Here is an 11,748-nt window from a genome sequence, read left to right on the forward strand (position 1 = left end):
CAGATTAAATATTAAGACTTTGGATTGTTTTATGGAGCATCTAAAAAGATCTTTAATGAACTTCTTTTTTAAGCTCCATCAACTCCTTCTTGATCTCGGTGACTTGATTCGATAGCTTGCTTTCAAAATCTTCATTGATTATCGACATATACTGCTCAAACCGTCCCTGTTTTATTAGATATTCTAATCTCTCTAGTAATTCATCATTGGAAACTCTTCTCTTGGCTCTTTTCCTGGTAAATTTTATCAGTGACTTTACCCAGTCAGGCAGTCGATAATAAGTATTTTGAAACCCTCTGCTCATGGAGTATCTAAAACCATTATGTCGTATATAGCTAGATAGCTTTGATGGCAGCAACCTATAAAATAGATTTAAATATTTATCCATCTTATTGCAGTCAGAATACCACTCTCTCACCAAACTCTGCTTATCTCTGTCTAACTTCAGAGCGCCTAAAGCTTCATTAAATTCTCTTTCTGTATATTTCTCTATTAATTTTGACTTAATTAATAGAGAAATTACTTTTTTATCACCATAAAGCGGTCGTAATTCTATCAAATACAGCAACCAACATCCCAGAAGATCATTCTTATAATCCGCATCTCTAGCATTTTTTGTTAAGTAGTCAAATACAAAATGGTATTGATTCACCAATCGCTGAATCATTAGATCACTTTTCTTTTCATCTATGTTGACTAAACTATACGACCCAATTTCTGGCAAAACTAATATTGATTTAGCCTTGACGGTTGTTATCCAATGTAGAGAGTGACCATTAACGCAGGAACCCAAAATAAATTCGGATATTTTATTTCCACAAACAAAGTCCCTGCGATAAAACCTCCTGACATTTATAGAATTTATTTTTAAAACAAACCTGGATTTATCACCAATGGATTCTGAGAATTTTTGTAGGGGTTTATTATGGCTAAAAAATACTATATCCGGATTCTCGCTATTGACTATATCCTGTAATTTAGGGATCAATGTAGGGTACCAACAATCTCCCTCATCGATAAATCCAACATACTCGCCAAAAGTATTTTTTATCCCAAATTCAAAAATTAACTGGTCATCAACCTGTGAAGTACTCGGAATATGAATACTTCGAATTCTGGGCATTGAACCTGTAAATTTATTAATTCGACTGCGCTCATAATTTTCGCAAAAATGAAGAACAAGAATCTCTATGTCCTTGTATTGCTGTCGAATAATACTCTGCAGACAGGTATTGAGATAGACACCGCTAGACTTTGAAATAACGACAATCGAAATCATGCGCATACCACTGAAGTTCGGTAATCTAATACTGAATTAGCAGTATCTGGATCTTTATCAAAGAGTATTCTCAAATCCGCATTACTCAATGATAGAAAAGATCTTGTAAACTGAGATTGAAAGCTCCCCCTATACTCTTCGTCAAGATTACGCCAGCACCAGTTAAACAATGCTAACTTGCTTTTGACATACAAGTGGTAAAACCTATCTCTAAGATTAATATTCTTATTAAAGAAGTCTTCAATCTCATCAAAAACCTGTAATACAGATATACGCCGTGCATCTGATATATTTGACAACCTATTTCCTGTGGAGTCGACATTATGAATACAGAAAGGGGATTCAAATAATGCAATATCTTTAGCATTTGTGAGCAAATTCCAATGTGCTAATACATCATTATGTACAGGCGTTTGTGAAAATCTAAGGAAAACCCTTTTCGCATAACTGGTTTTAATCAATCTATTCCAAGGGAAGGGTGTTAAACATAGAATGCCATCATGATCAAAAGCGGAGAAAGTCCTGTTACCAAAGGCTCTAAGCGCTCTGTAGAAAATGGAATTGTCATCACCTGCCATACCAAGATTAATAGTGCTTCCTGGAAATCTACACTGATAGGCCATCAACAAAACATCACTGTTAATTTTTGTAGCAATTGAAACAGATCGATCCAACATATTTGGGAGGATTAGATCATCGGCATCAAAAAATAAAGTCAGCGGTTCAGCTATTTGATCGAGAGCACTATTCCTACAATAGCCTGCCCCATTGTTACCATCGTTTAAAATAATTTTATATGGGATTCTATTTTTCTGAAGAAAATCAGCGGCCAACCCAACCGTGGTATCTGAGGAATTATCGTCAGATAAGTAGATTTTTACATCAGTCGTATTATTATGAACAATAGAGTTCAACGTATTAACAATATTATTTTTTTCATTGTATGTTGGTATTACCACCCCAACTTTACTGTTAGGCATACAAATTCTCTTTACAATTCTCTCTATTATCCCAAAACAGCAGAGTTAAATATAAACACGATAAGCAAATTAATTTGAATACAATCAAGTCTGATAAACGCTGTATCACTTAAAGTAGACAGCTATACACCTTTTTTCAAACTTATTAATCGATGATTTTCTTAAGCTAGATGCTTTCGGGAAGGCTAGAGTATGTAACAAGAGAATTAGACGCCTACTCAAGGCGCCTAGATTTGCCAGAACCAACTCTTAGAGTTTTGATTAGGTTCTATATGGCAAGAATAATATCTTCAATCGGCTTATCAAATATTATTAAATCTTTATTTTTCTCATCTTTATAAAGCTTAATATAGGCTTTAAACATAGCTGAAGGTGATTCCTCCAAAAGTGAAATCAGATAATCCCTACCCTTTAACTCTTCGATTCTGTTACCGATATAGAAACCTACAAAATACAGAGGACTATCCCATACTGCAGAAAAACCCAAATGATAGATTTTGTTGAAGTCTAAACTTGAGTCACGGCATGCACGAAAAAGCATTGTTTCAAATAAAACAAAGTTACTATCTATTCGCTGTAAATTTCTTTTAAATTTTTTCTTAAACCATTCTGTGTACTCTTTTCCGTCTGCAACACTTAATGGAGAACCCACAATAGAGGCTATCCCCTCCAGGCGGGTTTGATTTAAGATTTTCTCACAATTAGAGCCTGGATTTTTTTCCTTCCCATAAAAATTTGACTGCGCAACATGATACAATTCATGTGTAGAAAGTGTCAGTAAACCTTCATAATCGCCTTTAAAATACTGCAGCGCAATATAAAAGTTATCATCATGGGCCCAACCGTCAGAAGTTCCCCCGACTACCATAAAAATATTGGTATCAAAGAAAATATCTTTAGGAGAATAATCACCAATTCCCCTCTTTACACTATTTAAGTATTGCTGAGGATTGCGCTTTATTATCTTGAGTATATCTTTAACTTCGGACAACCGTTCATTTAACTGTTGAAACCTAAAGGGATCATTTTTAACTGGATTACCTTCAACAACATCGATCAAACTAGACCGAAATGACTCTGCATTCGCTTTATTGTCAAATCTTGAGGTTTGATGGATCGTTGCTTGTATACCCTGCAAACTCATTAGCTGATCTAATTGGTCATCAGATACTTTGTCTCCAGATAAAATATCAACTAATCTATCAGCACTCTCAAAATCAATTGTTATATTATCAGTTACTTTCGCTGAGGAAAAAGCCGCAAGGCTTATCAGTAACAAGCCTAAAAAAATCACGCACTTAAAGATATTCATTTTACCCCTCGTAAAAATGTAAAAGAAAAGAATAACTAGGTATTTAATCTAAAAAGAATGCTTATTGTGTGATTATTAGGCCTTTATTGTCTACACAACCTCCACTCCAAATATGAGACAAAAATATTGCATTTTATGCCACTAAAGGGGCTTGTGTTTTTCAGCTATCTAAAAGAAAGTTTTGCTTACGACAGAGGATATCTTGAAAAGATTGAATCCCACCCACAGATTGTGATGGGATTCAGGGTAGGCTTAGGCAGACTTCTGTTCTTCAATAAAGCGCTGCATCTGCTCTTCCAGCATCGAAAGAGGCAAAGCACCATTACTTAGCAGTGCATCGTGAAATGATCGCAAATCAAACTTATCGCCAAGCTCTTTTTCCGCAAGGGCTCGCAGTTGTCGAATTTTAATTTCCCCCATCTTGTAAGATAGCGCCTGCCCCGGCCAGGATATATAGCGATCTACTTCTGCACGTACATTAGCCGGAGAGAGGGATGTATTATTGGAAAGGAAGTTTAATGCCTGCTGTCGTGACCACCCCTGAGAATGAATGCCAGTATCAATGACAAGCCGCGCGGCACGCCACATTTCATAGCTGAGCCGGCCAAAGTGCTCGTAGGGAGTGGTGTACAGTCCCATCTCTTTACCTAGTCGCTCTGAATAAAGGGCCCAACCTTCTCCATAAGCGCTCAGGTAAAGGTTGCGACGAAAGTTCGGTACATTCTCAAGCTCTTGCGAGAGAGCATTCTGTAAATGATGGCCCGGCACAGCCTCATGCAAGGTAAGAGCAGGTAGCTCATACAAGGGACGCTGGTCCAGCCCGTGAGTATTCAACCAGTAGGCACCACCGCGAGTACCACCAATGGCGGCTGGATTATACGAGGCCGTAGTGTAGTTAGGTGCTATTTCACTGGGAACTGGTACCACGCCATAGGGAGTACGCGGCAATAAGTTAAAGAACTCTGGCAATACATAGTCAATACGCTTGGATATATAGGCCGTTTCCTTGAGCAACTGTTCCGGCGTTTTAGCATAAAACTGTGGGTCTGTGCGCAGGAATTGGGTGAATTCTGTAAAGCTGCCCTTAAAGCCTGACTCCTTGATCAGAGCTTTCATTTCCGCACGGATTCTCTTCACTTCGGCAAGGCCCGTGCGATGAATCTCCGCAGGGCCCAGATCCAGGGTCACGTAGTAGCGGATGTTGTGGCGATAGTAATCGCTACCACCAGGCATCTGTTCAGCACCCAAAGTCTTTGTGGCCGCCTTTAGATATTCTCCCTCCAAGAAGCTCGCTAACCGCTCAAAAGCAGGCATAGCCACCCGCTCAATGGCAACACGTCCCTGCTCCTGCAGACGCTTCTGATCAACGGTACCTATGAACTGGGGGATCTCAGTAAATGGCTTGTAAAGACTACTTTTAGTCGGGTCTTTGTATACCTGAGCCCGCACGGTCGGCGCTATGCCCTCGACAACAATTTTGGGTAGTACAAAGCCTGTACGAATCCCCTCGCGCATATTCGCAATATTCTCGTCGAAGTATCGACCAAACTGACCTATACGAGCGATATAGTCTTCGTAATCAGCAATATCCCTCATCGCCACTCCATTGTTTGCTTCCAATGCAGTGGTGTAAAAACTCGAAAATGTATTTAGAGGGATTCGCTCGAGGTACAGTTCTTTTGACTCAATCGCACTGCTTAAGACCCAGGAAAGTAGTTCACTATTTACTCGATCAGAAGCGCTCAATTTACTGTTGTCGATAGCTTCGAGGCGCTTAATAAAGGCCTGCTCTGCTTTAATACGGCGCTGACGATCTTTGGCAGTTACCCCGGGGAGCTCGTGGTTATAATCGGAAACGCCAACCCGGCCGGCGGTTATCGGATCCTCTCTCAACGTGTACTGCCAATGATCGGCAATCACACTTTGTAGCTCTTCGGTGGCATTCACGGCCCAGGCCGGGGAAGTCATCAGGCTCGTGGCAATAATTGATCCTACGAGGGACCTTAAGTAACAGATAAAAGATCTCTTGGATTTCACCCTGGGCTCCGTAGCACTGTTAGTGTCATAGAAGAACAATAGAAGTTGTTCATTTAGTACTTTATAAAGATTGTAGAAGTGACAAGTTTGTACCAGCACTATACACGAAGGAAGCTCGGCGGGGGCTATAGGATAAAAATACTGCCATAGAAACGGCGGAGGAATAAAAATCTCTCCGCCATACAATCAAGCTATCTATTAGCCGTTAAGTTGCATGCGCATAACAGCGCACGTCATAGCTCCCACTCAGACCAATGGCATACATAGATGTATTCCAGAAAGAGTTTACAAACCAGTTGCGGAATGCGTTCTTGGTTGGGAACCAGAATTCTCCAAAATTTGGGTCGAAAAACAACACATCTTCCGCAACCCAAGCTGCCATGGCGTGGGCACCCACCTTACCTGAAATACCGATTTTCTTGTAAGAGCCGGCGCTTCTCGTCGGCTCCCTAATAATTTCGTCAGCAAGCGCTGCAGAGTTGCGCATAGTAGTTTGCCCACGATCTAACCGAGGGCCTGTGACCACGTGAATTTGGCGCTGACCATTTGGCCCAGCAATACCCACACCGCCATTATTCTGAAGAGGCAGAATATTGTGAGATTGCAGCCATGTCTCTGAGACCTGATCCTGGTTTGGTGCATTTCCACCAATCTGGTGCAAGGTCATCACATGAAAAAGATGTTGCTCACTCAATGTATTATTGGGGAAGAGCCAATTCCAAAGGCTTCCATCCTCTGCGTGAAATTTGATCCAGTGGGCACTCAGGGATTCACAGACTCCGCCAGCAGTATCCTGGTGTATGGTGATCTGTGCCTTCACCGGATCCAAACACTGACTGAAATTATATTGAAGTGTGCCACCGTGCTGGGCCACAGATCTCTGAACAGGACCTACCCTTGTCCCGGTAAGTGCAAGTACTGTTTTATCAAACCAAATCGGCATGTCCATCTCCCCTGTATTCACAATGTAGAAACACTTATTCAGCGAATAGTTAACTGCTTCTGAGAAGTGCTTTCCGGTATATGCATTAGATTGAAACAGAAAATTTACAGGGCAGATAGGTGTCCATTTTTTTTTAAAATCGACTCTGGCACTCTTTTCTCAGGCCATAGATAGCAGTTCGAAATAGATTGAAGCGCTGGTATTTATTTGACTCTGGCACTATTTTTTATGGATAAGAATGTCGTAGCTATTTACGATTAATTGCATGTTAGAACAGACCCAACTACGCTTGCCAGTCAGATTACACGGGTCCTTTAATTCGACTCTGGTACTATTTTTGGTACAAAAAAATTGACCTATGACAAGGAAACTATCTAAATGGAAATATTTTTTGTAGTTGGCGACAATTGGTTTTATCTTTTTAGAGATAGAACTTGTTACCTCCAGATAATTACGACTTGAAAATGAGTCAATGAAAAGAAGTGAAATAGGTAGAAGTGGTAACAACTAAAAAAGGCAGCCGGGTGAACCCGGCTGCCGAGCGCCCATGGGGGAAGGGCTAAGAGGAAAAAATTGGTAGTGGATTGCTAACCACTAAAAACAGCTACTGCCAATTTATGTGCGGCGAGCGTAAGAGCGAACTTCATAGCCACCGCTTAGCCCTACTGAATACATAGAGTTATGCCAAAATGATTGGGTAAACCAATTAAAGAATGAATTTCTGGATTCAAACCAGAATTCACCAAAGTTGGGGTCAAAAAAAGTAATGTCCTGCGCAACCCAGGCAGCCATTGCATGACCTGCAAAAGTGCCATCAAGGCCTATCTTCTTATAGCATCCAGCACCACCCGTCTGATCCAAAATAATCTCCCTGGCCAAAGCATTGGGAGAGAAAACGCCACTCTGGCCTTGCGCTCTACGGGGATTGTGAATACCCCGGATAGTATTTCCTCCCCGGCCATTCGGGAAAGCTCCACCAAATACATTTTGACTGGTAGGGAAGATATTTTGTGTGCTCAGCCAGGCTTCTGTAGTTCTGTCCTGGTTATTCTGTGTGCCCGCCTGTTGCAGGGTCATTACGTGAAATAAGTGTTGCTCATCCAGTACACCCGCAGGCATTAACCAATCCCACAAGCTCCCGCCATCAGAGTGATGCTTGATCCAAAAAGCGGAAAGCGCTTCACAAACACCACCGGAAGTATCTTCATGAATAGTGATTTGTGCTTTTACCGGATCTTTACACTGGCTGAAGTTGTATGTCAGTTGACCCCGATGATTGGCTACAGATTGTTGTACGGGGTTTACGCGTGTTCCAGTTACAGCGAGAACGGTTTTATCGACCCAAATAGGCATATTCGATCCCTCATTTTATGAGATAAAAACGCTGCACAAATCCTTTTTTAAAAACTGAAAATTTGTAGCGCCTGTGAATTGGGCGGGCATTGAACCAGAAAAGTTCCAGGGCCAACAGAGTATAAAAGCGCTTTTTAAATCGACTCTGGCACTATTTTTTTATCTAGCGTTAATCTTGCCTGAATCCTACTTTGTTGAAATCTATTAGCCAAAAATAATCTGGCAACAGACAATATTTATCCGTTTCCAACTGCGAAGACAAAATAAAGATAAGAAGATATTTTTACTTATAAATATCTATCATTCTTAATCTCAAATAGGACGCATAGCAATTTATAGAAAGTACACTTTTACAAAACTCACCAGTTTAAAAAAGTGGCTTGTAACAGCAAACTGCTAGAGTAGGTGTGCAAGTAAAAAGCTATGCAATAAATTGCATAAAAAACTAAGCAACAACGTCTGTGCCGGTCTCGTTGCCAGCACACTTTTAGCCACTCAATACAGCACTATAAGTTAGTTGTGAAAAATTTAGGCAGGAATGATTCAACAGCAAAGTGGTAGGTAAGATGCCTCGACCAAATTCTGTCCCTAGGTCGTTAACTCCAGGGGATGAAATCCGGTCGAGGTTTGGCTAAGCGGTGTTAAACCTGCTCTACAGTCTGCTCAATACGTCCAAAGATAGATTGCCCTTGATCATCGAGCATTTCGATGGAAATGGTATTTCCAAAGTCCATAAATGGCGTGCTTGCAGAGCCATTCTGGATGGTCTCAATCATGCGAATCTCGGCAATACAACTGTAACCAACACCACCTTCTGCTACAGGCTTACCGGGACCGCCATCCAACTTATTGGACACCGTTCCAGAGCCAATAATGGTGCCTGCGCAAAGTGGACGAGTTCTGGCCGCGTGGGCGACCAGTTGCCCGAAGTGGAAGGTCATATCCACACCGGCATTGGGCTCGCCAAACTTCTCACCATTCAGATGGGAAACCAGTGGCAGATGCAATTTACCCTCGCTCCAGTTTTCACCCAGCTGTTCAGGGGTTACGCAAACAGGGGAGAAAGCACTAGAGGGTTTGGACTGGTAGAAACCAAATCCTTTGGCCAGTTCCGCAGGTATCAATCCGCGCAGGGATACATCGTTGACCAACATTACCAACTTGATATGGGACAGTGCATCCTCAGCGGACACCCCCATAGGAACATCGTCGGTGATCACGGCAATTTCTGCCTCGAAGTCGATGCCAAAGCCATTGCTTTGCGGCATCTTTACCGGCTCGCGTGGATCCAGGAAGGTATCGGAACCACCTTGATACATGAGCGGATCGCTGTAGAAGCTCTCCGGCACCTCAGCACCGCGGGCTTTGCGCACCAGCTCAACATGATTCACGTAAGCACTACCGTCGGCCCAGTGATATGCGCGCGGTAAAGGCGAAGCACACAGAGTTTGGTCAAAGGCTTCCCCTTGAATCTCACCATTTTGCAGGCGCTCGTGTAACTTCTCCAACTCGCTGCTGACAGATACCCAATTGTCCAACGCACTCTGCATGGTGGGGGCAATATCCCCAGCTGGCACCATACGGGTAAGATCGTCGCTAACAACAACCAATTGGCCATCGCGGCCGGATTTAAGGCTGGCTAACTTCACTGTGCCTCCCCTTCAGTTTTTTCCACAAATTCTTCTTCCCCATGCATCCAGGCGGCGTGCCTTGGGGCTTTTTTAGTACGTGACCACTCTTCCAACATATCCTCAGCAACCCGCTTCAGCTCTTTATGCATTCCGGGCTTGGCGGTATTGGCGGCCAGCTCGATACGATGGCCGTTGGGGTCGAAGAAGTAGATCGACTGGAAGATAGTGTGATTGGTAGGGCCGAGTACGTCGACTCCGGCCGCTTCCAGTCGCGCTTTGGTCTCAAGCATTTCTTCCATGGACTCTACTTCGAAAGCGATATGCTGCACCCATTTGGGTGTGTTCTCATCGCGCCCCATCTCCGGGGAGTTGGGGATTTCGAAGAAGGCAAGCACATTCCCCATACCCGCATCCATAAAGACGTGCATGTAAGGGTCCGGCTCACCGGTTGAGGGTACCTCGTTTTCGGCAATGGCCAGCTGGAAGTCCATGCCGAGAAGATCGCGGTAGAATTCCACTGTCTCCTTGGCGTCCCTACAGCGATACGCCACGTGGTGAATGCGCTTAATGCCCATTGAAGCCTCCGTTATTATTCCTTTTCTTTAATGACGCCACGCTTGAGCTGGTCGCGCTCAATGGATTCGAACAGGGCCTTAAAGTTACCCTCACCAAACCCTTCATCTTCCTTGCGCTGGATAAACTCAAAGAATACCGGGCCGAGCATATTAGCGGAGAAAATCTGTAGCAGCAGGCGTGGTTGGCCGCCCTCAGTGGTGCCATCCAGCAGGATGCCACGGCTCTGGAATTCTTCAGTAGGTTCACCGTGCCCAGGCAGGCGCTCTTCCAGCATTTCGTAGTAGGTGTCCGGCGGCGGGGTCATAAACTCCATGCCGCGCTCTTTCAGGCGATCCCAACAGGCAATTAAGTCATCACAAGCAAAGGCGATATGCTGGATACCTTCGCCGTTGTACTTCATCAGGAACTCTTCGATCTGGCCGCCGCCACCAGCTGCTTCTTCGTTCAGCGGAATACGGATCTTGCCATCCGGTGCAGTCATCGCCTTGGACAGCAGGCCGGTGTATTCGCCTTTGATATCGAAGTAACGAATCTCGCGGAAGTTGAACAGGTCTTCGTAATACTTGGCCCAGTAATCCATACGGCCGCGATACACGTTGTGGGTAAGGTGATCCAGGGTGTGGAAACCACAACCTTCGGGGCGGCGCTCTACGCCCTCTTCCCAGATAAAGTCGATATCGTAGATGGACTCACCATCTTCGTAGCGGTCAATCATGTACAGGGTCGCACCGCCAATACCTTTGATTGCCGGCAGGTGCAGTTCCATCGGGCCAGTATTCACATGAACAGGCTGTGCACCTTTACGCAGGGCCTCTTCGTAGGCGAACTTGGCATCTTTTACGCGGAAGGCAAGGCCACAAGCGGAGGGACCGTGCTCTTGGGCGTAGTAATAGGCGTGGCTGTTGGGCTCGTAGTTAGTGATGAAGTTGATATCACCCTGGCGCCACAACTCCACTGCCTTGGAGCGATGACGGGCGATTTTCTCAAAGCCCATGGCGGTAAAAACGGTTTCAAGGATGCCTTTTTCCGGCGCTGTAAACTCTACGAATTCGAAGCCGTTAAGTCCCATCGGGTTTTCAAATAAGTCGGCCATGCGGTCCTCCATTTCTTATCATCGCAGCACTTCAAAGCCGGGCTGCGGATTGTGGATTTAAAGCGCAAACGAAGTTAGTTGCAGATGTAACTAATGTCAAGAAACTCTGGATCAGCTAACAAATGAGTACTAAAAGAGTATTTTTAGTCACCAGCCTCCAAAGCTAGCGCCTGGGAGAATAACCAGCTGGCAACGGGTCCTTGGACAGGATCGGAAGAGTAATCGGGAGCCGGGTGCGACACATTGGCTGCGCCACACCCGTGCACAGCCGACCTTATTTACGCGTGCATTTTCCGGTATCGGTACGACACATATGATCCTTGTGAAACTTGCCGGTCATCTGGTCGCACTGGGATTTGCTCACATCTCCGGCACAGGCATTTTCGGCATGCTGGCAGCAACCAGTTTCAGCGGTACCCATTCCCTTACCGCCTTCCATACCTTCATCTTTCTTGCGCTGTTCGCAGGCAGATAGGGTCAATACCATCGCTGCGGCCAGTATCCCAATTGAAGCTTTGAGTCTCATTAAGGCCTCCTAAATACC

10 protein-coding genes are annotated in these 11,748 nt (G+C 44.1%); all 10 read right to left on the reverse strand.

Annotated elements, in window-relative coordinates:
- Positions 1 to 52: 52 nt before the first annotated feature.
- The 10 genes from ACJJIS_RS21165 to ACJJIS_RS21210 all read right to left on the reverse strand — a co-directional run bounded on the left by ACJJIS_RS21165 (position 53) and on the right by ACJJIS_RS21210 (position 11,730).
- Positions 53 to 1,279, reverse strand: coding sequence for a glycosyltransferase family 2 protein (locus tag ACJJIS_RS21165; protein ID WP_475709009.1), 1,227 nt, complete (start codon positions 1,277 to 1,279; stop codon positions 53 to 55).
- The gene (locus tag ACJJIS_RS21170) at positions 1,276 to 2,259 is read right to left on the reverse strand and encodes a glycosyltransferase family A protein (RefSeq protein ID WP_475709010.1); all 984 of its coding nucleotides are present in this window, start codon (positions 2,257 to 2,259) and stop codon (positions 1,276 to 1,278) included. Before ACJJIS_RS21170 ends, ACJJIS_RS21165 begins: the two co-directional genes overlap by 4 nt.
- A gap of 268 nt (positions 2,260 to 2,527) precedes the next feature.
- A complete protein-coding gene (locus tag ACJJIS_RS21175) occupies positions 2,528 to 3,571 on the reverse strand; it encodes a DUF5700 domain-containing putative Zn-dependent protease (RefSeq protein WP_475709011.1) in 1,044 nt (347 codons plus the stop codon).
- Positions 3,572 to 3,823: 252 nt separating this feature from the next.
- Positions 3,824 to 5,608 carry a DUF885 domain-containing protein gene (locus ACJJIS_RS21180; RefSeq protein WP_475709012.1) on the reverse strand — a complete coding sequence of 595 codons (1,785 nt, stop codon included), beginning with the start codon at positions 5,606 to 5,608 and terminating at the stop codon, positions 3,824 to 3,826.
- 205 nt (positions 5,609 to 5,813) lie between these two features.
- Positions 5,814 to 6,551 (reverse strand): YopT-type cysteine protease domain-containing protein, encoded by a 738-nt coding sequence (locus ACJJIS_RS21185; protein ID WP_413663975.1) that lies wholly within the window; start codon positions 6,549 to 6,551, stop codon positions 5,814 to 5,816.
- Between the two features lie 615 nt (positions 6,552 to 7,166).
- Entirely contained in the window at positions 7,167 to 7,904 is a 738-nt protein-coding gene (locus tag ACJJIS_RS21190; RefSeq protein WP_444915058.1) for a YopT-type cysteine protease domain-containing protein, read from the reverse strand.
- Positions 7,905 to 8,545: 641 nt separating this feature from the next.
- The gene (locus ACJJIS_RS21195) at positions 8,546 to 9,553 is read right to left on the reverse strand and encodes a fumarylacetoacetate hydrolase family protein (protein ID WP_475709013.1); all 1,008 of its coding nucleotides are present in this window, start codon (positions 9,551 to 9,553) and stop codon (positions 8,546 to 8,548) included.
- On the reverse strand, positions 9,550 to 10,110 hold the full coding sequence (locus ACJJIS_RS21200; protein ID WP_252084079.1) for a VOC family protein: 561 nt from the start codon (positions 10,108 to 10,110) through the stop codon (positions 9,550 to 9,552). The genes ACJJIS_RS21195 and ACJJIS_RS21200 overlap by 4 nt, the downstream gene beginning before the upstream one ends.
- A 14-nt stretch (positions 10,111 to 10,124) precedes the next feature.
- Complete coding sequence (gene hppD / locus ACJJIS_RS21205; RefSeq protein WP_444906715.1) at positions 10,125 to 11,204, reverse strand: 4-hydroxyphenylpyruvate dioxygenase; 1,080 nt, start codon at positions 11,202 to 11,204, stop codon at positions 10,125 to 10,127.
- Positions 11,205 to 11,478: 274 nt separating this feature from the next.
- Complete coding sequence (locus tag ACJJIS_RS21210) at positions 11,479 to 11,730, reverse strand: hypothetical protein (RefSeq protein WP_282930445.1); 252 nt, start codon at positions 11,728 to 11,730, stop codon at positions 11,479 to 11,481.
- Between the last annotated feature and the right edge of the window lie 18 nt (positions 11,731 to 11,748).

Source organism: Microbulbifer maximicatervae (SeqCode), assembly GCF_056231245.1.

Excerpts from the sequence above, each read along its gene's own strand:
- ACJJIS_RS21165 (WP_475709009.1), bottom strand. The coding sequence starts at position 1,279 with ATGATTTCGATTGTCGTTATTTCAAAGTCTAGCGGTGTCTATCTCAAT.
- ACJJIS_RS21170 (WP_475709010.1), bottom strand. The coding sequence starts at position 2,259 with ATGCCTAACAGTAAAGTTGGGGTGGTAATACCAACATACAATGAAAAA.
- ACJJIS_RS21175 (WP_475709011.1), bottom strand. The coding sequence starts at position 3,571 with ATGAATATCTTTAAGTGCGTGATTTTTTTAGGCTTGTTACTGATAAGC.
- ACJJIS_RS21185 (WP_413663975.1), bottom strand. The coding sequence starts at position 6,551 with ATGCCGATTTGGTTTGATAAAACAGTACTTGCACTTACCGGGACAAGG.
- ACJJIS_RS21190 (WP_444915058.1), bottom strand. The coding sequence starts at position 7,904 with ATGCCTATTTGGGTCGATAAAACCGTTCTCGCTGTAACTGGAACACGC.
- ACJJIS_RS21200 (WP_252084079.1), bottom strand. The coding sequence starts at position 10,110 with ATGGGCATTAAGCGCATTCACCACGTGGCGTATCGCTGTAGGGACGCC.
- hppD (WP_444906715.1), bottom strand. The coding sequence starts at position 11,204 with ATGGCCGACTTATTTGAAAACCCGATGGGACTTAACGGCTTCGAATTC.
- ACJJIS_RS21210 (WP_282930445.1), bottom strand. The coding sequence starts at position 11,730 with ATGAGACTCAAAGCTTCAATTGGGATACTGGCCGCAGCGATGGTATTG.